Source organism: Lysinibacillus halotolerans (assembly GCF_003711845.1).
GTDB lineage: Bacteria > Bacillota > Bacilli > Bacillales_A > Planococcaceae > Ureibacillus > Ureibacillus halotolerans.
Window position 1 is genome coordinate 11,355 of the sequence record NZ_RHLQ01000035.1, and the last position, 22,577, is coordinate 33,931.

At 35.2% G+C, this 22,577-nt stretch carries 22 protein-coding genes; 5 read left to right on the forward strand and 17 right to left on the reverse strand.

The genetic code is table 11. The features are described from left to right. Positions 1 to 322: 322 nt before the first annotated feature. Positions 323 to 1,369, forward strand: a complete 1,047-nt coding sequence (locus EC501_RS13135; protein WP_122972761.1) for an NADH:flavin oxidoreductase/NADH oxidase — start codon at positions 323 to 325, stop codon at positions 1,367 to 1,369. A gap of 46 nt (positions 1,370 to 1,415) precedes the next feature. Then, entirely contained in the window at positions 1,416 to 1,829 is a 414-nt protein-coding gene (locus tag EC501_RS13140) for a MarR family winged helix-turn-helix transcriptional regulator (protein WP_122972762.1), read from the forward strand. A 317-nt stretch (positions 1,830 to 2,146) separates the two neighbouring features. Here the strand turns inward: EC501_RS13140 and EC501_RS13145 are convergent, their stop codons facing one another. From EC501_RS13145 to EC501_RS13195, 11 genes are all read right to left on the reverse strand, one after another. Further along, positions 2,147 to 3,040, reverse strand: a complete 894-nt coding sequence (locus EC501_RS13145; RefSeq protein ID WP_122972763.1) for an SDR family oxidoreductase — start codon at positions 3,038 to 3,040, stop codon at positions 2,147 to 2,149. 729 nt (positions 3,041 to 3,769) lie between these two features. Continuing rightward, positions 3,770 to 5,155, reverse strand: a complete 1,386-nt coding sequence (gene nhaC, locus EC501_RS13150; protein ID WP_122972764.1) for a Na+/H+ antiporter NhaC — start codon at positions 5,153 to 5,155, stop codon at positions 3,770 to 3,772. Positions 5,156 to 5,347: 192 nt separating this feature from the next. Beyond that, positions 5,348 to 6,085 (reverse strand): hypothetical protein, encoded by a 738-nt coding sequence (locus tag EC501_RS13155; protein ID WP_122972765.1) that lies wholly within the window; start codon positions 6,083 to 6,085, stop codon positions 5,348 to 5,350. 159 nt (positions 6,086 to 6,244) lie between these two features. Beyond that, entirely contained in the window at positions 6,245 to 6,679 is a 435-nt protein-coding gene (locus EC501_RS13160) for a WapI family immunity protein (protein ID WP_122972766.1), read from the reverse strand. A gap of 33 nt (positions 6,680 to 6,712) precedes the next feature. Next, entirely contained in the window at positions 6,713 to 7,744 is a 1,032-nt protein-coding gene (locus tag EC501_RS13165) for a S66 family peptidase (protein WP_122972767.1), read from the reverse strand. Between the two features lie 178 nt (positions 7,745 to 7,922). After that, positions 7,923 to 8,522: a YdhK family protein gene (locus EC501_RS13170; RefSeq protein WP_122972768.1), complete on the reverse strand. Its 600-nt coding sequence runs from the start codon at positions 8,520 to 8,522 to the stop codon at positions 7,923 to 7,925. 68 nt (positions 8,523 to 8,590) lie between these two features. Next, positions 8,591 to 9,202, reverse strand: coding sequence for an NAD(P)/FAD-dependent oxidoreductase (locus EC501_RS13175; RefSeq protein ID WP_122972769.1), 612 nt, complete (start codon positions 9,200 to 9,202; stop codon positions 8,591 to 8,593). An 88-nt stretch (positions 9,203 to 9,290) separates the two neighbouring features. Continuing rightward, positions 9,291 to 11,717 carry a heavy metal translocating P-type ATPase gene (locus tag EC501_RS13180; RefSeq protein ID WP_122972770.1) on the reverse strand — a complete coding sequence of 809 codons (2,427 nt, stop codon included), beginning with the start codon at positions 11,715 to 11,717 and terminating at the stop codon, positions 9,291 to 9,293. A gap of 73 nt (positions 11,718 to 11,790) precedes the next feature. Next, entirely contained in the window at positions 11,791 to 11,997 is a 207-nt protein-coding gene (gene copZ / locus EC501_RS13185) for a copper chaperone CopZ (protein ID WP_122972771.1), read from the reverse strand. A 62-nt stretch (positions 11,998 to 12,059) separates the two neighbouring features. Further along, positions 12,060 to 12,395 (reverse strand): metal-sensitive transcriptional regulator, encoded by a 336-nt coding sequence (locus EC501_RS13190; RefSeq protein ID WP_122972772.1) that lies wholly within the window; start codon positions 12,393 to 12,395, stop codon positions 12,060 to 12,062. A 191-nt stretch (positions 12,396 to 12,586) separates the two neighbouring features. Further along, positions 12,587 to 13,120 carry a hypothetical protein gene (locus tag EC501_RS13195; RefSeq protein ID WP_122972773.1) on the reverse strand — a complete coding sequence of 178 codons (534 nt, stop codon included), beginning with the start codon at positions 13,118 to 13,120 and terminating at the stop codon, positions 12,587 to 12,589. Positions 13,121 to 13,519: 399 nt separating this feature from the next. On the opposite strand from EC501_RS13195, the gene EC501_RS13200 reads away from it, so the two are divergent. Then, positions 13,520 to 13,900, forward strand: a complete 381-nt coding sequence (locus EC501_RS13200) for a cytidine deaminase (RefSeq protein WP_122972774.1) — start codon at positions 13,520 to 13,522, stop codon at positions 13,898 to 13,900. Between the two features lie 168 nt (positions 13,901 to 14,068). Here the strand turns inward: EC501_RS13200 and EC501_RS13205 are convergent, their stop codons facing one another. The 6 genes from EC501_RS13205 to EC501_RS13230 all read right to left on the reverse strand — a co-directional run bounded on the left by EC501_RS13205 (position 14,069) and on the right by EC501_RS13230 (position 21,220). After that, positions 14,069 to 16,660 carry a calcium-translocating P-type ATPase, PMCA-type gene (locus tag EC501_RS13205; RefSeq protein ID WP_122972775.1) on the reverse strand — a complete coding sequence of 864 codons (2,592 nt, stop codon included), beginning with the start codon at positions 16,658 to 16,660 and terminating at the stop codon, positions 14,069 to 14,071. Positions 16,661 to 17,069: 409 nt separating this feature from the next. Next, the gene (ytaF, locus tag EC501_RS13210; protein ID WP_122972776.1) at positions 17,070 to 17,705 is read right to left on the reverse strand and encodes a sporulation membrane protein YtaF; all 636 of its coding nucleotides are present in this window, start codon (positions 17,703 to 17,705) and stop codon (positions 17,070 to 17,072) included. Between the two features lie 145 nt (positions 17,706 to 17,850). After that, positions 17,851 to 18,954 carry a 5-methyltetrahydropteroyltriglutamate--homocysteine S-methyltransferase gene (locus EC501_RS13215; RefSeq protein WP_122972777.1) on the reverse strand — a complete coding sequence of 368 codons (1,104 nt, stop codon included), beginning with the start codon at positions 18,952 to 18,954 and terminating at the stop codon, positions 17,851 to 17,853. Between the two features lie 113 nt (positions 18,955 to 19,067). Beyond that, positions 19,068 to 19,979, reverse strand: coding sequence for a LysR family transcriptional regulator (locus EC501_RS13220; protein WP_122972778.1), 912 nt, complete (start codon positions 19,977 to 19,979; stop codon positions 19,068 to 19,070). Positions 19,980 to 20,244: 265 nt separating this feature from the next. Beyond that, positions 20,245 to 20,709, reverse strand: coding sequence for a phage tail protein (locus EC501_RS13225; RefSeq protein WP_122972779.1), 465 nt, complete (start codon positions 20,707 to 20,709; stop codon positions 20,245 to 20,247). Between the two features lie 19 nt (positions 20,710 to 20,728). Then, a complete protein-coding gene (locus tag EC501_RS13230; RefSeq protein ID WP_241559351.1) occupies positions 20,729 to 21,220 on the reverse strand; it encodes a GyrI-like domain-containing protein in 492 nt (163 codons plus the stop codon). Between the two features lie 105 nt (positions 21,221 to 21,325). On the opposite strand from EC501_RS13230, the gene EC501_RS13235 reads away from it, so the two are divergent. Beyond that, entirely contained in the window at positions 21,326 to 22,288 is a 963-nt protein-coding gene (locus tag EC501_RS13235; protein WP_122972781.1) for a helix-turn-helix transcriptional regulator, read from the forward strand. Positions 22,289 to 22,425: 137 nt separating this feature from the next. Beyond that, positions 22,426 to 22,577, forward strand: a 152-nt coding sequence (locus EC501_RS13240; protein ID WP_148037827.1) for a transposase, incomplete at its 3' end; no start/stop codon positions are given.

Sequence of the window (22,577 nt, forward strand, 5' to 3'; positions counted from 1 at the left end):
TACCATCAGATTACCTTCCTTATTCCACAATTTGACCCATAAATGAAAAAAGAGACGATTCTACTAAAGAATCTACGATAATATTATTAAGTCACATACACCTCAAGACGTATGAATATGTATCGGAATAATAGGTACATTAAATACTTCTGTACAAACTACTCATGCTGTAATTGGAAATAACAATATTTGTCTCTTATTATTTCTTGTAAAAATGTTTAGAACATTATTAGAAGCATTCACCATTATCATTGCATTATTTAATAATTGCTCTATACTATTATATATGCATGTGCATACATATTTATGGAGGGATAGTATAATGAAAACAATTAATTCCCCTTTTAAACTTAAAGGATTACAACTTAAAAATCGAATTGTCATGGCACCCATGTGCCAATATTCTGTAGATAAAGAAGATGGAATACCGAACGATTGGCATTTTGTTCATTATGTATCTAGAGCTATAGGCGGTACAGGGTTAATTATTATGGAAATGACGGGTGTAACTCCTGAAGGAAGAATTACGAATCAAGATTTAGGATTATGGGATGATGCACAGATTCCTGCATATAAGCGTATTGTATCCGAGGTTCATAAGTATGGTTCAAAAATTGGGATACAAATAGGTCATGCTGGTAGAAAGGCCGAAGATGCAATCCAACCTGTTGCACCATCTGCTATACAAGGTGACGCTTTACCTGAGGAAACAAAATATGGTGGATTTACACAACCACGTGCTTTAACCATTCAGGAAATTGAACAAACAATTGAGCAGTTTAGGAATGCTGCAAGAAGAGCAGTTGAAGCGGGCTTTGATACAATCGAACTTCATGGAGCACATGGATATCTTCTCCATCAGTTCATGTCCCCTAGTATAAATAAACGGAACGATGAATATGGTAAGGATTTATCAAAATTCGGTGTAGAGATCATTCGCTCAGTGAAATCGGTCATGCCAGAGGATATGCCACTAATTATACGAATGTCTGCTATTGAATATATCGACGGAGGATATGGGTTGGAACATTCACTTCGTATTGCAGAGAAGTTCAAAGAAGCTGGTGTAGATATTTTCCACGTCTCCTCTGGAGGTGAAGGCGTTCCTGGCAAGTTAAAGCCTGGGAATTATCCTGGTTATCAAGTACCATTTGCCCGAGCTTTCAAAGAGAAACTAGGAATCCCAGTAATAGCGGTTGGCATGTTAGATAATCCACAAGTAGCAGAGGCAACCTTGTCCAATCATGATGCCGATTTAATTGCCGTTGCTAGAGGAATGTTAAATGATCCATATTGGAGTATACATGCAATTAAAGAAATAACAGGAAGTGTCAATCCACCATCTCAATATAGTAGAGGAATTCGATAACAGGGAATGATATAATTGGGACAGTATTTTTCGAAAGGCGATGGCTATGAATCAACCTGACCAATTAATCCATACTTGGGTAAATTTCTCAAAATTTCATAATAGAATTACACACTCATTAGATTATTTTCTTCAACAAAAATACCATTTATGTTTGAATGAGTTTTATTTAATGATGTTTATCAATGAAAGCCGTGAAAAGAAACTCCGGTTACTGCAGCTACAGAATATGATTGGTCTTAGCCAAAGTGCTTTATCCCGTTTGGTTTCAAGACTTGAACAACATGATCTTCATCCAGTAGAACGAGCATGTTATGTTGAGGATAAGCGTAGTGTTTATGTTGTACTAACTCCGAGTGGCCAACAGCATATTGTTGACATTTTAAATGAGGTTAATCGGATCTTACAACAGTCGCTCTCAGAAAAAGATATTAAAAACATAAGATTATTTGCTGAATAGAATCCTATAAAATGCATTACTAAGTCTCTTCTATGAAGTTACCTTGGTAATGCATTTTTCAAGAAGTTGCTGAAATCATCAGGTACTGTCCTTTTAATATCACTCTTCCAATTTTCTTTATTGAGATTGCCCCACAATAGAATTAGCTAACGAATTCAATAATGAAAGCGAGCGTTGATTCTTATTACAGAACCTCGCTCGCTTGTTGAAAATCCCGCTACATTAGGATACAAAAAACACTAACTGTAGTAAACTTATTATCATTTTTCCATTATCTGTTACGAGTGAGGTGCGCTTTTATTTGACTACATATAAGATTACAAGCTGATTGGCTCGCCACCTGTCACCCCATAAATCTGACCTGTAATATAACTCCCTTCATCAGAGGCTAGAAGAACATATACCGGCGCAAGCTCTACCGGCTGTCCCGCACGACCAAGAGGAGTGTTTTGGCCAAACTCAGGAATTTTCCCTTCCAATTGTCCGTTATCCAACTGCAACGGTGTCCAAATTGGCCCTGGTGCAACCCCATTAACACGCACCCCTTTAGAAGCAAAGTACGAGGAAAGATTTATCGTAAAATTGCTGATTGCACCTTTTGTAGCAGCATAGTCCATTAAAGAGGCGGATGGATTGAAAGATTGAACCGATGTGGTAGTAATAATCGCACTTCCTGGTTCCAGATGCTCTTCAGCAGCTTTTACGGTCTCAAACATGCTGATGATGTTTACTTTGAAAGTATCATGCACTTGTTTGAGTGTTAAATCTTTTAAGGTTGGCTGTGCAATTTGTTGCGCAGCATTCAATACGAGCGTATCCAAACCGCCAAAAGCTTCCACCGTTTTTGTAACAATCTCTGTCGCTGTGCCATCTTCCCGCAAATCATACGGCAACAGTAATGCTTTTCTGCCTGCTTTTTCAATTAAATCTTTGACTTCGTTCGCATCTTCTTCTTCACCAGGGAAGAATTGGATGGCCACATTTGCACCTTCACGTGCATAGGCAATGGCGGCGGCACGTCCAATTCCGGAATCGCCACCGGTAATCAAAGCATTGCGCCCTTCCAGACGATTGTATCCTTTATATGATTCTTCTCCGCAGTAAGGTTTAGGAATCATTTTACTCTGCAGCGCTGGAGTGTTCTGCTCTTGATCTGGGAATTTTTCTGTATAAAATTTTTTACGTGGATCGGTTAGATGTTGGTTTTTCATTATAACCATCTCCTGTCTTGTAAATATTTAAACCTAGAGATTAAAAAAGTTCAAAAAGCTTCACACTTTACAAACTTTCTCAAACTAATCTCTCGTACATTTTTTACCCTATGATCATCATTTTAAACAGCTTCGTTTTTTACCCTTTTCAAAATCACTAATTAATAAGAGCTACTGTGTTAACACCATTACCAAACTCAAAAGAAAGACGCTCTCCTTATTCAAGGAAAGCGTAATTGAATAGTGTTTAGCTTTAATACAAATTATTATTTTTATTCGGAAGTGTTTTCCAAAAGCCTACTAAACATATAACACCTAGAATTATGAATAGTAATTCCCCCGATAAAAACATTGATAATGAGTTACTTCATTATATGGCCCTTTAATTGAATAAAGCACATTCCTTATTCAAGGAAAGCGCCAAATTGTTGAATAACCGTATTATTTATGGTTCTAAAACTTCTAATAGTGCCTTTATAAAACCTTACTTAAAATTCTCCGGGTAAACCATCTACTTCACCAATCTTTTCTATGTAAATCCCTGTTTAGTTATAGTTTTTAGAGCATATATTCTCTCGGTCAATAATGGCTTTTAGTTTGTTTAAATAAGGGGTGAAGTTGATCTTTTTAAAATATAAATTCTAAATAATCCCAGCTGCAAATCGGCTTTCCATCGCTACTTCTATAAAAAAGTAGTACAAACCATGGCCTTGATTTGTACTACGAATGTTAATTTGTTTCGTTTTTTGATATTGTCAGATTTAACCATCCAAATATGATGGTAAGAACTGGGCTTAGTAGGCAAAAGAAAGCATAAGGCAAATAGTCGATCACAGAAACGTTAAGCATTGAGGCAATAAATAAACCACAAACACTCCAAGGAACAAGCGGATTAACGACTGTACCCGCATCTTCCATTACCCGGCTTAAATTTTTCGGATGTAAGCCTAGTTCTCTATATTGTTTCTTAAAGGCTTCCCCTGTTAATAAAATGGATAAATACTGTTCTCCTACTACTATATTAATACCAATTGCAGTAAAGGCCGTCCCTGTAATCAATGCACCAACTGATTTTAATAAATTTTCAATTTTATTTAGCAATGTTTGAATAATACCTAAAGCAAACAATAATCCACCCATGCTGAGGCTTAGCACCACAAGCATAATTGTAAAGAACATACTACTGATACCACCACGAGTTAAGAGTGAATCAATTACTTCAACCCCTGTTTCAGAAACATATCCGCTAAATAAAATTGCACAGTAATCACTAACTGATAAAGAAGTATGAAAAATTGATAAGAAAAGTGCTACAAGGGAACTAACAATAAGGGTTAAAAATGCCGGTACTTTTTTGAATGTGCAAACAATCAAGGCGAGCAGTGGTACAATGGCATACCAATGCACAAAATTTGCATCTTGTAAACTAGCCTTATAGAACACAATTGTCGTGTTATCTACTCCTTCTACTGAAGGGGATAAAGTTGCATATAGGACACCGCTAATGAAAAACGCAGGAATCGTTGTCCAACTCATATTTTTAATATGTTCAAATAAATCAATATTGACAATGCTTGCAGCTAAATTGGTTGTATCTGACAATGGAGACATTTTATCGCCAAAAAACGCTCCAGATACAATAGCGCCAGCCGTCAAGACAAGCGATGCATCAATGGCTCCTGCAATACTTACAAAAGCAACCCCAATCGTCGCTACAGTCGTCAATGAACTACCAATTGCTGTACCAATAATCGCAGTAATGATAAATACAATCGCATAGAAGAAACTTGCCGATACGAGAGACAAACCTATATATATAAGCGTTGGTATTGTACCGCTTAAAATCCAGCTACTAATTAGTATACCTATTAAAAGGAAAATATAAATAGCTCCTATTCCTGAAATGGCTCCAGATCTCATACTTTCTTCCAACACTTTAAATGGCACGCGTTTTAGCAAACCGTAAAAAATGAGAAGAATAATAGATAATAGAATAGGGATATGTGGTGTAGCACCAAACTTTCCTATCGAAATAGAAATGATTGAAATAACGATTATTAAAATGAATAATGATTCGAATACTGACGGTTTAGTTTTTGCCTCAATAGAAAACATTTGCTTACTCCTAGATGATATAATTTCACGCTTTAAACTTCAACGCTTCAACGCGGTAAAGTCATATATCATTCTAGCACGGATTTGCTAAATGTCAATAGAAGAAGAGATTTTAAGAAATAAAAAGATATCGGACCTTGATAGTATTCTATAGACGGATTTTACTTTGTAGTAGAGAAACTAAAATCCGGTTCATAAACTTTTATATTTTTTTCTATATGGAAAAAAGAAAAATAATAATATGAATCCGACTATTAAAGTTAAAAATGGAAATATGAAAGGGAAAAATAACGTAGGAATACCTTCCCAAGCATCTGTATAATAACCAACTGTATGATGACCCACATTCCCTGCATTTAGTAGTTCTGTTTGTAACGCATTACGTTTTGTAAAACTAAAAGAATCATGGCTTAATGACCCACCTTCATCTAATGCATAGAGACTGTACATTAATTTTTCATCTGAAACCGAGCCAACAATATCTCCATTCGGCATTTCTTTTTTCAATTCTCTTGTTTTCTTCAAAAGCACAATAAATTGAGTTTTATCCTTCTTTTTATCTTCTAAAGTTAAATAAGCAAGCTCACCATAGTATCGATTTAACCCTTCTTCTTCTATCCTTATTGGATATTCTTTTAATGTATCTATTACCTTTCCATCTACTTTTACAGATAAATCTGCAATGCCAATTTTAAATTTATAGGGGTCTATATAACTTTTGCTTTCCTTTATCGTTTCCTCTATTTCTACAGTATGATCGTTGAAATAAAAAGTCGTATCCGTAGGAGGAAACCCTTTGCTTACATTTGTAATCGTGTAGAGTCCAACCATTCTTTGATTATGTATAAGCTCCATTATCATTTTTGATCCAATTGGCAAAGAAGTTAAAAATAATATCAGTCCCAATAAAAATAACATTAATCGTTTCATTGTTTATATTCACCTCTAGTTTTAACACCACTTTACACTTTCTTATATTGTTCCTATCCCCCACATTTACTAATTATATTTTCAACATATCATTATCTTAATCTTTAATAGAAAATCACCTTCTTATTAAAGAATTGCTCCCTCTAGTTAGTTATATAACTAATTTTGTTTACCTATTACCGGAAACATATAACTAATATCCTCTAACTCTTTTATGAAGCTTTCTAAATATGATTGGTCTGATACAAACTCGAAGGTAAGTACCGCACCACTTCCTACCGGATAGCATGTCTCTCCAGACCAACTTATATGACCTAATTTATTCATTTCACCTTCAAAATGTATAAAACCATCTAAGTTTTTCAATATTGCTTTTCCTGATAAATTCTTTTTCATCAACTTCAATTCATTTACAAAATCTCTAATATCATCTGTTCTTAAACTAGCATTAAAATCAACATAATAACCTGGAATTTCAACCTTTACTTTTGAATTAACCCAATTTCCATCCCAGTAATCCGTACTATTCGGATATTCCCTAGAAATGATATCGATTTCTACTTTCGTACTTTCACCTAATAAACGGAATTTCATTTTATCACCTTTATTTCTCTTTTTTAGTTAACTTCATTCCACTCCACTTTCTAAAATGGTGAAAGTCCTCTTATTACAATTAATTTCTGCCAATGCACCATATGGCAAAATACATTTCGGTTCAGTATGTCCGAAATTCAAATTATAAAGAACAGGCAAATCTACCAAATCATTTTCCTTCATGACAATTTGAATGACTTCCTTATATTCATCATAGTACTTCTCATCCTGCGGCTTTCCAAAAATGATTCCGTTTGTTTTTTGTAAAATACCTTGTGCAGCATAATTTCGCAACCAATATTTTATAAGATGCGGTTCCGGTTTTTCTTCAGATGTTTCAAAGAAAAGGATGCTATTTTCCCAATACTTTTTCTCCGGCCAAATTTCTGTTCCTTTTGCAAACTCTAAAACTTCAATACAACCACCTATCAAACGTCCTCGTGCTACACCTGATCCTTGTAGTACTTCGTAACCTAAGTTTTTCTTTGTTGTACGGCGACGGTTTTTATTTTCTTCTATCCATTCTAAATGCTCACTTGTCCAATGGTTCGCTGGTTGAATTTCACCAATAACGTCATTTGAGAAGAGAGTTCGATTTACCATCTCAACCGTATAAGGATCCATGTCCACATTTTCAGCAAAATCGGTTAAGATTGCGGGACCATAAAAAGAAGATATTCCCCCTTTGTAACAAAATAAATGTGAGATGGTCACATCCGAGTAACCCATCAAAATTTTCGGGTTTTCACGTATAACATTAAAATCAATATAGGGTAGTAAACGAATGCTATCTTCTCCACCAATATTTGCAATGATACCTCGTATACTTTTATCCTTAAACGCCGTCATTAAATCTTCAGCACGAGCTTGCGGATGTTTATAAAGATAGTCTCCTCCCTTCAAACTATTGGGCATTGGTATAACCTTTAATCTAAAAACTTCCTCTAACCTTTTAACACCTTGTTCATATCGCCATCTTAGTGCTGGTTCACCTGCGCCACCCCAAGAAGGACTAACCGTCGCAATTTTGTCTCCCGGCTGCAATTTTTTTGGCTTAATTAACACATGAACCCCTCCTATTTATGTTTAATTTTAATTTCTATATATTTATTAAATTACCTGCTCTGATTCAACTATTTTGAACGAATATGAAATAAGTATAATTAATGGTTTTCCCTATTTAATTTTTTAAAAGATAAAATGCACCTTGAAAAATAGATCAAGGTACATTTCAAATCGATTATTAAATTGGTGATAGTTCGCTTTCTGTTACCCATTTATGGTTCTTTACTTCTTCACCTGTTGTAGAAGTGTAATCGACCATATAGACAGTCGTTTGTTCAGCGGAATCAATTGTTGCTGTAGCTCCGTCCATCCCTTCCATATGCTTAGCTTTAATCTTTGCTTGTACACCTGGTTCTAACGGAGATTCTCCAGCTCCTTCTAGCTCTTCATGAATGACCCATTTATGATTATTTACCGGCTCACCACCATTTGTCGGAGTGAAAGATACTGTATATACCGTAGTATTAAAAGCACCAACTATCGTTGCTTCAGCTCCTTCCATCCCAGCCATATGATCTGCTTTAATCATTGCTTTACTTCCTATTGGAAAAGTTGGTGTTGTTGCTTCTTGTAATCCTTCAGGAATTTCACCATCACTAGAATGATTCATTGTGGAATGGTCCATCCCTTCCATATCATGGTTTTCTGTTTCAGTTGTTTCTGTATTTTCATGGGAATTATGCTTTTCAGTAGATTCTTCATTATTATCTCCAGCACATGCAGAAAGTGTTAATGCTGCTGTTAAAGAAATGATACCCATCATCAATTTATTTGCCATTCTACTTCCCCCTACTTTTTTAATCATTTATACAACTCGTTTTATTCCATTTTCAATAGATAGTTGTTTTAACTTATTAATTGATCTCTACCTATTCGCTTTAAAAATTTATAAAACGTTTCCCGTTTTTTTCCCTTCTCTGAATAAATAGCGATAATCTTTTCTACTGCTTTATATAATTCGTCGGGTGTTATATTTTCTAAAAGTAAAGAACCAACCTCAGCGTCTTTCCCTTTGGCTTTTCCTCCAACAAATAAATTGTAACGGTTTCTTATTTTCATTACACCAATGTCGCTTAACATAGGTTCGCCACAACCAATCGGACAACCCGTATAGGCAACTTTTAAAGTAAAAGGTACAGCCATTCCAGCAATACGTCGATTTAACTCTTTTGCTACAGGCATTCCTTCTTCTTCTTCTCCCTTGCAAAAGTTACAAGTTCTTAAGCTCTTTACAAAGTTGCCAACCGGATAACAAACTAACCCAACACGTTGAAATTCTTCGATAATTTCTTCTTTTTTATTTTCAGGTATTTCAATATAAAGTTGCTGGAAAGTAGTTAACTCTATTTCTTCGCTTTCGTCCATATAACTTGAAATCATTGCAAGTTGTTTGGCGTTTAGTTTTGCTCCGAAGCCGATTCCCCCATTAATAGCAATTTTGATTTTCTCGCCCTCCACATAACCCCTCCTTCCTTTTTCTACCATACATTGGTAAGGTATATAATTTTGCTGACACTAGACGCATTAATAAGTGTTATTTCCCATTTTATTTTTTTAATTTCACTCTTTGTAAACGTAATGCATTTAAAACTACCGACACCGAACTGAACGCCATCGCCGCTCCAGCAACCCAAGGGGCAAGAAATCCTGCTGCAGCAATTGGAATTCCAATCGTATTATAAGCAAAAGCCCAGAATAAGTTTTGCTTTATATTTTTCATCGTTTTACGACTCATTAAAATTGCATCAGCAATACTATTTAAGTCCCCTCGAATAAGTGTAATATCTGCTGCTTCCATTGCCACATCTGTACCTGTACCGATAGCCATCCCAATATTAGCTGTAGCTAATGCCGGAGCGTCATTAATACCATCACCAACCATTGCCACCTTTTTCCCCTGCTGTTGAAGTTTTTTCACTTCATTTGCTTTACCTTCAGGAAGCACTTCGGCAATGACTGCATCGACACCTACTTCTTTACCGATTGCTTGGGCAGTTCGTTCATTGTCACCTGTCATCATGATGACATTAATACCCATTTCTTGTAATCGACGTACAGCTTCACGAGAGGTTTCTTTAATCGTATCTGCGACAGCAACTAAGCCAGCGTACTGACCATTAATACCAGCTAGCATTGCTGTCTTACCGTTCTTCTCCAATTCCTCCATTGTTGGTAGAACAGACGTAACATTAATTCCGTATTGTTCCATAAGTTTACGTGTACCAATAACAACTCCTTGACCCGAGACTGTTGCTTGCACACCGAAACCAGGAATCGCTTCAAAAAACTGAATGTTCCCAAGTTCTATCTCTTTCTCTTGAATACCTTGAAGGATCGCTTGTGCTAATGGGTGCTCCGATTGTTTTTCAGCTGCACCAATCAATGATAAAAATGTTTCTTCGTCTTGACCTTTTGCTACTAATACATCTGTTAACACCGGTTTACCATGTGTAACAGTACCTGTTTTATCGACTACTACTGTATCGATGCCTTGTGTTTGTTCTAGATGCTCCCCACCTTTAAACAAAATACCAAATTCTGCCGCCCGACCTGAACCTGCCATAATGGAAGTTGGTGTTGCTAATCCAAGGGCACATGGACATGCAATAACTAATACTGCAATTAATACTTCAAGTGCTGGTGTAAACTCACCTGGTTGAACCCAAATCATCCAAACTAGGAATGTAAGGATAGCAATCCCCACTACGATTGGTACAAAAATTCCTGAAATTTTGTCGGCTAAACGTTGGATTGGCGCTTTAGACCCTTGTGCATCTTCAACAACTTTAATAATTTGTGCTAGAGCCGTGTCACGTCCAACTTTTGTTGCTGTCATTTTAATAAAACCATTTTTGTTAATTGTTGAGCCGTATAATAGGTCACCTGCTGCTTTATCCACTGGTAAACTTTCGCCTGTTAACATCGATTCATCAACGGCTGTTGTTCCTTCTACTACTTCACCATCAACTGGAATTTTTTCACCTGGTTTCACTAAAATTGTATCACCTATTACAACTTCTTCTAACGGAACTTCTTTTTCTATTCCATCACGAATAACGATGGCTGTTTTCGCTTGAAGCCCCATTAATTTTTTAATCGCTTCCGATGAACGACCTTTTGCTTTTGCTTCAAACAATTTCCCTAACAATATTAATGTAATTAATACCGCGCTTGTTTCAAAATATAGGTGTGGGTCGTGATGTTCTCCTGCTGTAATAATAGCTTGATAGACACTATAAAAATAAGCTACTGAAGTACCCATAACAACGAGTACATCCATATTGGCGCTGCCATTACGAAGTGCTTTATAAGCACCAACATAAAACTGTTTACCTATTATAAATTGTACGGGGGTTGCTAAAATAAGTTGAACCCATGGATTCATTAAGAAATTAGGTACATATAAGAACTCTGTAAAGGAAAAGTGACCGACCATCGTCCATAATAATGGTAAAGATAAAATCGCTGAAATGACGAATTTACGTTGTTGATCTTTAATATGCTGTTCACGGTGATCTACCTGTTCCTTTTCATCTTGCTTTTGGTGTGCACCATAACCAAGTTTTTCGACCTTTGCAACGATATCCGCAATAGTTACTTCTGAAGGATTAAATTCAATCGTTGCTTTTTCAAGGGCTAAATTGACATTTGCTCTTGCAACGCCATCCAATTTATTTAGTCCCTTTTCAATGCGTGTTGCACACGCTGCACAAGTCATTCCTGTAATTTCAAACTCCGCTTTTTGTTTCACAACACCGTATCCAAGTGCTTCGATTTTCCTTTCAAAATCAGCTTCACTCAATTTTGTCGGATCATATTTAATGGATGACTTCTCAAGAGCTAAATTGACCGATGCTTGTTCAACACCTTCCATTTTATTTAACCCTTTTTCAATACGTGTCGCACACGCTGCACAAGTCATACCTGTAATTTGGATATTCGCTTCTTTTACTTTACTTGCTTCAGTACTCATAACTTTTACACCTCTCTTTATACCTATATAGGGTATAATTTAATGAAAATGAGAGAGTGCTACGAAAGCACTCTTACTCTACATCATATCCTTGTTCTTCAATTGTTTCTTTAATTTGCTCTAATGAAACTTGAGATTCATTAAAGGAAACATCCACTAAAGCTTCGTCAAGGTTCACACTTACTTGGTCAACACCTTCTAATTTACCAACGCTTCCCTCTATAGCTTTAACACAATGTCCACATGACATACCTTGCACGTTTAATGTTACATTTTTCATAGTATCTTCTCCTTTTTATGTCTTTTGAATACACCATAGGGGTATGTTTCGTTTAAAAAAATTTATTTTTTCATTAACTTTTGTATCGTTACAACTAACTCGTCGATTACTTCATTATCACCTTCTGAAAGCCGATCTACTACACAACCCTTTATATGTCCTTCTAAAAGAATTTTTGCTACACTATTTAATGCAGATTGTGTGGCGGAAAGTTGAGTAATCACATCATCACAGTATACGTCCTTTTCTATCATACCTTTAATGCCTCGAATTTGACCTTCTATACGATTTAATCGAGTTGTCAAATCCTTTTTCACACGTTCTGGATGATGACTTTTTCGACAAGAGGTACTATTATCATCAGTATGACAAGCTTCTGCTTTCACTGAGTTATCCATCTATTCACCCTCCTAACTTGCATTCATCATAACATACCCGCAGAGGGTATGTAAAGTGATAAATATTTTATACTTATTCTCCCCCTCTCTATAAGCTTTATGGAACAGTTTAATAACCAGTTATTCCCCATCATTTTCTAAAACAAAACGAGCACCGTTTTGACAATATGGTGCCCGATTTACGAAAAGTTTTAGTCCATAATTTTTACGAAGTATTCATGGTTGAATCGAATAAAATCACTTATTCTCTTTATCGTAAGATTAGCTATTTCATTAAATTTGGAATACAAAGGTTGAATCGATTTCGAAAGTTCCTTATTATTGTTCAGGTCCTCCCGATTAACAACAAACTTTTCCAGACTGCTAGGCCCGCTATATCTTTTAAGAACCGATTCCGTTTCTTCTAGAAGTTGGTACATGGTCCCTTCCCCAAAAAACTGTAATCCAGTTTTAATTGCAGACCAAATTTTTGGTTGAGCTATAAAATAAGCACTCCACCAATAGAACTCAATTACAGATTCAATTGCATGATCATAATATATATGAAAAACAAACAACGCTTTTTGCCCAGACGTTAGTTCTTTATAAAAATGTACTTTTTCCATCGTGCTATTTTCTTGAGCCATTCTTTTTTTATACTCCAATATTAATGGTTTAAAGCAAGCATGAAATAAAGCTTCATCGGCTAAAGAATCGAACTCTTCTCTTTTCATTATAACGAGCATTCAAATATCACTCCCTTCCAATTATTATAAAGTAATTGAAAGGTAAATTGATAATGTTAACCATAATTTCACACTTTTCTTTCAAATTGATAATTTGAAGGTATTGTTGAAATGAACAAGATTTGTTTTTAGTACTCAGAAAAGATGTCTGTGACTAGTCATGAGAAACGTCAAAAAATCAGATACTCGTAAGTTATTGATTAGGAGCAAATTGTTGTAACTCGACTTGAAGAAGTAATCGGATTAGAGCTCTCTCCTATTATTATGTTGTGTACCAATGTGTTGCAGTCATTTGAAAGCTATTCGTTCTCATTGGACACCACCTTTGGCAAACTAGTTCTATCATTATTTTCCAAATGAGTAGACTTATAACATTTAGATGCTATTTGAGGTGTTAACATGAATATAGAAAAAAGATTATATGAAGAAGCAGTAGCACTAATAGAGAAAAGATACCCAATAGGTTGGGGCGGAGCTGCGGCAATGTACACAACAGACGGAAAAATCTTAACAAGTGTCGCTCCTGAAATTATTAATGCTTCAACAGAATTATGCATTGAAACAGGAGCTATATTAGAAGCTCATAAACTTGATACTCAAATTACCCATTCTATTTGTGTAGTAAGAGATAATGAAAAATCTGAATTTAAAATTCTAACACCTTGTGGGATATGTCAAGAAAGACTTTTCTATTGGGGACCAAACGTAAAAGTGGCTGTTTACACTACTGAAAGAGATATTCTTTTTAAAACATTGGAGGAAGTTCAGTCTTTCCATTAGTATAAAGCGTATAGTTAATAGGTGAAAAAACTTAAATTGGAACAAGGGAACCCAAACAATTATGGAGTTCTTTTTCATTCATCTAATTATAAATAATAATAAAAAGATGGTTCAATTCGACCATCTTTTTAAATGACATAACGTATCGACTATTAAATAGCTTTGTTTCTATTTTTTAAAGAATAATCTATGAAGCTGAATAATTATTAATGGTACAATTGCTAGCCCATAAATGGTTAATAATTGTAGTTGATCTAGCATTGCTACATCGAATAATCCTACTATTAACACAACATTCAATAGTACAAACCCGATAAGAAAGGCAATCCACACCGAAAGATTCGAGAATAGGCCAATTTTAAATAGCGATTCTCTTGAACGACAGTTAAAGCCATGGAACAATCTTGATAAACATAATGTGGCAAAGGCCATCGTGCTGGCAACCATCGTATCACCTGTTGCTAACCCTCTTTGAAAAGCGATAATCGTGACAGCAGCAATAAGTAATCCTTCTAATCCTATTTGAGTAACAAAGCTTTTATTTAATAAAGGTTCATGTATTTTTCGAGGTTTTTCTTCCATCACCTTCTTACTATGGGGTTCTAAACCGATTGCGATCGCTGGTAAACTATCTGTTAGTAGGTTAATAAATAATAAGTGTACCGGTGCAAATGGAGAAGGTAATGCAAAAAGTGTTGCGTATAAAACTACTAATATCGCTCCTGCATTTCCAGACAATAAAAACTTAATGGCATTTTTAATATTTTCGTAAAGACTACGACCGTTGGAAATAGCTTTAACAATCGTTGAGAAATTGTCATCGGTTAATATCATCGATGAGGCATCTTTGGCAACTTCTGTGCCCATTATTCCCATTGCTACCCCGATATCAGCTTGTTTTAATGCTGGACCATCATTGACACCATCGCCAGTCATTGCCACGACATTCCCTTTTTCCTGCCAAGCTTTAACAATACGTATTTTATGTTCCGGTGATACTCGTGCGTAAACGGAGTAGTTTTCAACTTGTTCTCTTAATTCTTTATCTGATAAATTTTCAATTTCTTTACCTTCAATTGCTTCAGAAGGATCTTTTAAAATGCCGATTTGTTTTGCAATGGCAGCTGCCGTTATTTTATGATCTCCCGTAATCATCACCGGTTTGATTCCTGCTTTAATACAATCTGCAACAGCTTGTTTTGATTCCTCTCGCGGCGGGTCCATCATTGCGACTAAACCAATAAAAATTAATCCATTTTCGTCTTTTTTGCCAATTTTAGTTGAATTCACTTCTTTATAAGCTAATGCGAGTACTCGTAACCCTTCGTTAGAAAAATTACTATTGATTTGTTTAATAATTTCTAGTTGTTTGAAAGTAATATTGGATACTCCTTGAGAAGTTCTAATTTTCACCAAACGGGGAAGCAGTACATCTACAGCTCCCTTTGTAATCATAATAGTTCGGTTGCCAACTCGATTAACAGTACTCATTAACTTACGGTTCGAATCAAAAGGTATTTCATCAAAACGTTCAAACTGCTTGCGAATATGAAGTTCATCGATGTTATATTCATTTCCTAAATGTACTAGAGCTATTTCTGTTGGATCTCCAATTTCCCGATCGCTAAACGTAACGGAATTATTACATAATAAAGCCATATGCAGAAATGTATGATGAAGTTCGTTACTAATTTGTAATTGGTCATGTTGAATAACTTCATCGTTAATTAATACCTTTTGGACTGTCATTTTATTTTGAGTCAATGTCCCCGTTTTATCTGAACAGATTACTGAAATGCTACCAAGACTTTCAACCGCATGGAGTTTACGGACAATGGCATTTTCCTTTGCCATTTTTTGAGTTCCAAATGCCAACACAATGGTTACAATCGAACTTAATGCCTCCGGAATAGCCGCAACTGCTAAGGAAACTGCGAACATAAATGAATCAACAAGCTCGCGACCACGTAAAATATCCAAGCCAAAAATAATTAAACAGATGATAATAATTCCAATGGCAAGACGCTTTCCAAATTGTTCAAGACTTACTTGAAGGGGTGTTTTCTTTTCTTTAGCACTATCTAGTAAATTTGCTATCTTACCAATTTCAGTATTCATACCAATTGACGTTACAATTGCTTTACCGCGGCCATTTGTAACAAAACTACCTGAGAAAACCATATTTATTTTATCCCCAAGTGCTACTTCTCTTTCATTAATAACTTGTGTCATTTTTTCGATTGGCAGTGATTCGCCTGTTAAAGAACTTTCGTTAATTTGTAAACTATGGCTTTCAATAATTCGACCATCTGCACTAATATAATCACCGGCATCTAAAACAAGAATATCCCCAACGACAACCTCCTTTGAAGGGATTTCAGTAACTTGTCCATTTCGAAGTACTTTTGCAACAGGGGCTGCCATTTCTTTTAAACTATCTAATGATTTTTCCGCTTTAATTTGTTGAACAGTGCCAAGTATAGCATTTAAAATGACAACAACTAAAATGACAATGGAACTTTGTACTTCCCCTAAAAATACAGAAATAACAGCGGCAACCATTAAAATAATGACTAAAAAGTCTTTAAACTGTTCTAGAAAAATTTGAATTGCACTTTTTCGTTCGCTCTCTTCAATTTCATTGTATCCATATTGTTTCTGTCTTGTTCGCACTTCATAATCCGTTAATCCTAGATGGTTTACTTCTAGTTCATTCATTACTTTTTGAACAGGTTCTCGGTAAAATTCTGTTGCATTCATAAAAATATCCCCCATATCCATGTATTTCGTTTTATCTCATGGCAAATGAAACTATTCTGTTAACATTTTATGATTTCTAGTAAGACAGAAGGATGCTATCCTTTCACTCAAATTTCCCTTAAAAAAATGACTTTCTGATTCCTAACTATTTTCAAAATGACTAGTTACTTTTATATCTATCTTTCATTTATCGCAACCATCTTTCTGTAACGTACAATAAATTATATGTATGAGAAAGATAAATATGTGAGATTATTTTCAAATGGAATATAGAATAAATGCCTAGTATAGAAGTACATTTTCTCTACTTAGAAAGGAACAATATGTTTTACATAGTAATAAAGGCTGCTCTAGAAGATTGAATACTAGCTTCTAAAACAGCACTTTTTAAAACATATAGTTTCTTCTATTACATTTTAAATAACCCGATTAATATAAGGGCAATACCTGGTAGAATAGAAAGTTTTTTAACCCAGTTCATCTTTCTAAATATTAAACCGATGTTGATGCCTACTATGACAAAAATAACACTCGAAACCGTTACGACGATAGAAAATAAAATCGGAGGTAAATCAATCAACGCCGCGCCAATACCAGCACCGAAAGAATCTAATGACAATGCTAGCCCTAAAAACAACGCTTCGATACTACTAATACTTCCCGAACGATCAAAATCTGCTTCTGTCGGCTTTTTTAATATTTTTATCATTAGTCCTAATCGTTTCATTTCAAATTCAATAACTTTTATTTCCTTTTTACTTAATTTTGAAGTACTGTCGGACGTGAAAAATTGATATAGAACCCATATCCCAATAACTACTAAAATAATCCCGCCTACTCTTTCTGCAGCTTCATAGGATATAAACAATTCGATTATCGAACCGATTCCCATAGCCAATAATAAAATGATGAAAGTGCAAGAAAAGATGATAAAGAACGATTTTAACGGTATTTTAACCTTTCGCATTCCGTATGTTAACCCAACTGTAAAACTATCAAGACTAACTGCAAAGCCTAATAGCAGTAAAGATAATACGTCACCCATGTTTTACTCCTTTCATACGCCATTACCTATTTATCGTATGAACTGGCTTATTAAAGTGATAATGATTAGGTTTACTGATTTGAATACATAAGTACTTTAAGCCACAAAAAAGGCGAACAACCTGTTAAAGTTGTTCGCCTAAATTTTAACCCCAAATCTCTTTCGAAATATCGACAATATACTTCAGCTTTGCCCATTGTTCATCCTCAGTCAGAATATTTCCGTGATGAGTAGAGGCAAATCCACATTGTGGACTAATACATAATTGCTCTAATGGTACATATTTTGTTGCTTCTTCTATTCGCGCTTTAATATTTTCCTTATCTTCTAATTCTCCGTGTTTTGATGTGAACACGCCAAGTACTACTTGCGGTCCACCATTCGGGATATATTTTAACGGGTCGAAATCTCCAGAACGGTCATCATCATATTCCAAGAAAAATCCGTTTACTTTTTCTTTTGCAAATAAAGTTGGGGCAATTTTCGCATAACTTCCTTCAAACGCCCATTTAGAACGGTAGTTTCCTCGACATAGGTGAGTCGTTATAATAAGATCTTCTGGTTTATCTTCTAGTACTCCATTTACAACACGAAGAGCTAAGTCGATTAATTCTTCACGAGAATAGCCGCTATCATTAAATGGAATTTCAGGCGCGTTCAACCCTGCAATATATACATCATCTAATTGTAAATAACGGCAACCTGCATCATAAAAAGCTTTAATCGCATCGCGGTATGTTTGGATAATATCCTTTGTATATTCTTCAATATCTGGATAAATTTCTACATTTCGAATACCGGCATTAAACAATTGGTTTGGGCTAGGGATTGTTTGTTTTGCAACTGCTCGATCACCGACAATGTCTTTAAACTCAATAAAATCTTTTATATGTGGGTGATCCGGGTTAAAGGAAATTTTGCCGATTACCCGCACATCGTATCTTTCCGTTTCCTCCCCTTTAAAGGCGAAACCATGAGCTGGAACATATCCTTCTACTCCATTTAAATGTTCGAGAAAATCCGTATGCCAAAATCTTCGGCGAAATTCTCCATCTGTAACAGCTTGTAGGCCGACTTCAATTTGCTTATCGACGATTTTTTTAATTTCTTCTGTTTCAATTGCATGTAATTCTTGCTTTGTAATATTGCCTTCTTGAAAATTCTTTCTTGCCTTATGAATTCTTTCTGGGCGTAATAAACTGCCGACATGATCTGCTCTAAATGGAGCCTTTATAAGTGTTTTTGTCATAATGTAATCTCCCTCTTTCCTTTTATTCGCTTGATGTAAAGTAAGTGTAGCATAGGGAAATTATTATAACGTAACACATAAAATCTATTTCTTGCTATAGCTTTTAACTATAACTACTGCAGCTCTTCTTCGATCGATTCTTTTAAATATTGAATATACGTATGAGCCAACGTACTATTTGTGACGTTTTTATGGGTAATATAGCCAACATGGATTTGCTCATCCACCTTTAAAGGTACAGCGATAATGTCTTTACTATTTAATTTGTGACTAATCACCCCAGTTGAAATGGTATAACCATTTAAACCGATTAGTAAGTTAAATAAAGTTGCCCGATCCGTCACCCGGATATTTTTCGGTCGAGAAAGGGTGCTAAGAATCTCCTCTGAAAAATAAAAAGAATTGTAATCTCCCTGCTCATAGGATAAATACGGATAAGGGTCTAAATCGGATAATGTTACATAGTCTTTTCTAGATAGCGGATTTGCTGAACTAATAAACACATGGGGATTTGCTGTAAATAGCTCATGGAATTGTAAATTTCCTTCCCGTAAAAACTTGTGAATAACCTTTTTATTAAATTCATTCACATATAAAATACCAATTTCACTTCGTAGATTCTTGACATCATCAATGATTTCATATGTCTTCGTTTCACGTAAACTAAATTCATACTCCTCTGGACTATATTCTTTTAATAAACGTACAAAGGCACTTACCGCAAATGCATAATGTTGAGCAGATACTGAAAAGTGTTGTTGCGGAGATCTTGTATTCGTATATCGATTTTCAAGAAGTTCTGCTTGCTCAACGACTTGCCTAGCGTACCCTAAAAATTCTGACCCTTCAGGCGTAATCAAAATCCCTTTATTTGATCGCAAAAAGATTGTTATCCCTACTTCCTCCTCCAACTCTTTTATAGCATTGGAAAGGCTAGGTTGACTAATAAACAAATTTTGCGCTGCTTTGTTAATTGAGCGACTTCGAGCTACTTCTATCACATATTTTAATTGTTGTAACGTCATATTCCATCCCTTTTCTTTCCTATTTATGTAACTAATAAAATTATACTTTAAATGCAAATAATAGAATACCTTATCAAATTATTCATTCTCCCAAAATGAAAATAGATATAAGAACTGTGGTAATTTCATAAAAATCGAACCACGCTATTCCAAATTTTCTACAAAAAAAAGAGCTCAATTTCACCTGTGGAATTGGGCTCTTTAACCGTAGCATATAATCATAATCGAATTTCTAAAAACAACGATTAATAATTAAAATAGTCTATTAATATTCCCCTTTAATGACAAAAAACGATCCTCGAATCGTTCCAGCTAATTTGGACTTTTGTCTGGCAAATTTAAACTTTCCTTCTAACTCCTTCGGTATTTCCATCCCTTCCGAAAGTTTAAAACCAACCGCTCGTTTCTTTGGGTCATCCACTGTATACATAACGTTGATCGCAAGACCATCTTCATAGAAGACGTAGGCAAATTGAATATTTTCCACTTGAAATTGTGATGTTTCTAATGGCTTCGCTGCAAACTCGATATCCCGCTCTTCTTTTAAAATTCGATTCACATAATCAAGGGTTTCTTGGCTTTCACTAGCTGGAACAACCGTAAATTCATGCTTGTATTTGTTCATAAAGTAACGGGCTTCATTAGCACGTAAACCAGCTAATGATTCTACTACAGGTGAAGATTCTAATCCAATTGTAGACACATTTTTAAAATCAACAATAGAAGTCATTTCCATCCCTCCGGTAATTTTATCGTCTGACGACAGGAATCCAAATTTCGCCAAAAACAATTCCATCGCGCTGTCCCATCTCAACCGTTGCATTTGGTCCACCGACATAGGCAAAATCCTTTGCTTCTGGCAAGACTTGACCAAAGGCAATGCCTGTCAGTTGGTTATTCAATTCATTAATAGACGTTCCTTCGCCTTTTACAACGAGGTATTCCCCTTTAGGGAATTGAATTAATCTCGATTCGCCTAATTCCGGTGCCTCCTCTTCTGTTATAACGCCAGCATAATACATCATCTTGTTATTGACCGCCTCATTCACTGCAAAAATGTAATCATTCGTAGCGATGGCTTTTAATGCATCGAGTTTTCCATCTTCGCTGAAATTTTTCCAAAAATCTGCTTTTTCTTTGTTAAAACCGGCAAAATCTGTGTAATTGCTTTTTAACTCAGTTCCAAAACCTAAAACGATAAAACTTTCTTTTTCTTCTAATTTGTAATTTTCCATTTTCATAACCTTCCTTTTTTTAAAATTAATCAAATGATTTTGACTCATTCACTTGATACGTTTATGATAAGCTTAAATCATGTCAAAAAATGATACTGTTTAGGAGCCGAAATGAAAAAAGTTGAACGAATTAATATTATTATGCGGTATATAAACAACCGCGCCCATTTTACAATTTCTGAACTCATGCAAGAATTCAACATCTCTCGTTCGACGGCTATTCGAGATATTCGAGAAATTGAGGCGATGGGGATGCCACTTGTTGCTGAAGTTGGCAGGGATGGGGGCTATTTTGTCATGCACAATTCTGTCCTTCCCGAAGTTCGGTTTACAGATAATGAAGTGAAAGCCCTTTTTATTGCCTTTATGGCCACAAGAAATCAACAACTTCCCTATCTAACAAGCCGACAATCTTTAGCTGAAAAATTACTCGGCTTAATTTCAAAAAATCAACAAGATGATCTTGTTCTGTTAAATCAAATTTTACTATTTGAAGGAACCAATCCAAATAATCCTGATTTACTGGAGCTATCTGATCTCCCCCACCCTATGTTGGAAAAACTCATTCAAATCTTACTTTTGGATAACTATTTACAGATTACCATGAATGAAGAGGATGGCGTGAAAACTTATCCAATTTATCTTTTGCACCTTTATAAAGAAAAAAGCGTTTGGATGATTGAAGGCTTTAACTTAAAGGAAGAAAGAAAACAAATTTTTCCTGTCGACAATCTCACCGATGTCATTGTCTATCCTTCGAAAAAAAGATTAAGTAGGAAAAAGATTTTAGAAAAATTAAGGCATCAGGAAGAAGTATTCAACCTTGTCCTTGAAATAGGCCCTAAAGCAATCTCCCAGTACAAAAAGTATCATCCTTTTAAAGTTTCAATTTCCTATACGAATCCTTACCAAACGACAGCAATTTTAAAAACTTTTATTAATGTAAATAAAACAGAAGACCTGATTGAATTCACAAATTGGTTACTTTTCCTTGGCACAGATATTAAAATTAGAGAAATGCCAGAAGAAGTGTTAGAGCTTATAAAAGAAAGATACTGCTTATTCTTTCCATAAGTACTGGCTTTGCTATTTCCAATTTATTACTCTATTATTAATCGGAAGAGCTAAAAAATGAATCGGTTACACTAAGTTGGACAGATACTATAAGGGCTAGTAGACTTAACATACTAACCTAAAGGGAGCCTGCTATTATGCCACGTCAACGTCGAACTTTTACAACAGAATTCAAATTACAACTAGTAAAGCTTTATGAAAATGGAAAGTCTCGTGCAGATATCTGTCGAGAATATGAAATAACGCCTTCTGCGTTAGATCGCTGGATTAAAAACCATCAAGAGACTGG

Coding starts and splice junctions, on each gene's coding strand:
- EC501_RS13135 (WP_122972761.1), top strand. CDS start 323: ATGAAAACAATTAATTCCCCTTTTAAACTTAAAGGATTACAACTTAAA.
- EC501_RS13140 (WP_122972762.1), top strand. CDS start 1,416: ATGAATCAACCTGACCAATTAATCCATACTTGGGTAAATTTCTCAAAA.
- EC501_RS13145 (WP_122972763.1), bottom strand. CDS start 3,040: ATGAAAAACCAACATCTAACCGATCCACGTAAAAAATTTTATACAGAA.
- nhaC (WP_122972764.1), bottom strand. CDS start 5,155: ATGTTTTCTATTGAGGCAAAAACTAAACCGTCAGTATTCGAATCATTA.
- EC501_RS13155 (WP_122972765.1), bottom strand. CDS start 6,085: ATGAAACGATTAATGTTATTTTTATTGGGACTGATATTATTTTTAACT.
- EC501_RS13160 (WP_122972766.1), bottom strand. CDS start 6,679: ATGAAATTCCGTTTATTAGGTGAAAGTACGAAAGTAGAAATCGATATC.
- EC501_RS13170 (WP_122972768.1), bottom strand. CDS start 8,522: ATGGCAAATAAATTGATGATGGGTATCATTTCTTTAACAGCAGCATTA.
- EC501_RS13180 (WP_122972770.1), bottom strand. CDS start 11,717: ATGAGTACTGAAGCAAGTAAAGTAAAAGAAGCGAATATCCAAATTACA.
- copZ (WP_122972771.1), bottom strand. CDS start 11,997: ATGAAAAATGTAACATTAAACGTGCAAGGTATGTCATGTGGACATTGT.
- EC501_RS13190 (WP_122972772.1), bottom strand. CDS start 12,395: ATGGATAACTCAGTGAAAGCAGAAGCTTGTCATACTGATGATAATAGT.
- EC501_RS13195 (WP_122972773.1), bottom strand. CDS start 13,120: ATGCTCGTTATAATGAAAAGAGAAGAGTTCGATTCTTTAGCCGATGAA.
- EC501_RS13200 (WP_122972774.1), top strand. CDS start 13,520: ATGAATATAGAAAAAAGATTATATGAAGAAGCAGTAGCACTAATAGAG.
- EC501_RS13205 (WP_122972775.1), bottom strand. CDS start 16,660: ATGAATGCAACAGAATTTTACCGAGAACCTGTTCAAAAAGTAATGAAT.
- ytaF (WP_122972776.1), bottom strand. CDS start 17,705: ATGGGTGACGTATTATCTTTACTGCTATTAGGCTTTGCAGTTAGTCTT.
- EC501_RS13215 (WP_122972777.1), bottom strand. CDS start 18,954: ATGACAAAAACACTTATAAAGGCTCCATTTAGAGCAGATCATGTCGGC.
- EC501_RS13220 (WP_122972778.1), bottom strand. CDS start 19,979: ATGACGTTACAACAATTAAAATATGTGATAGAAGTAGCTCGAAGTCGC.
- EC501_RS13225 (WP_122972779.1), bottom strand. CDS start 20,709: ATGACTTCTATTGTTGATTTTAAAAATGTGTCTACAATTGGATTAGAA.
- EC501_RS13230 (WP_241559351.1), bottom strand. CDS start 21,220: ATGAAAATGGAAAATTACAAATTAGAAGAAAAAGAAAGTTTTATCGTT.
- EC501_RS13235 (WP_122972781.1), top strand. CDS start 21,326: ATGAAAAAAGTTGAACGAATTAATATTATTATGCGGTATATAAACAAC.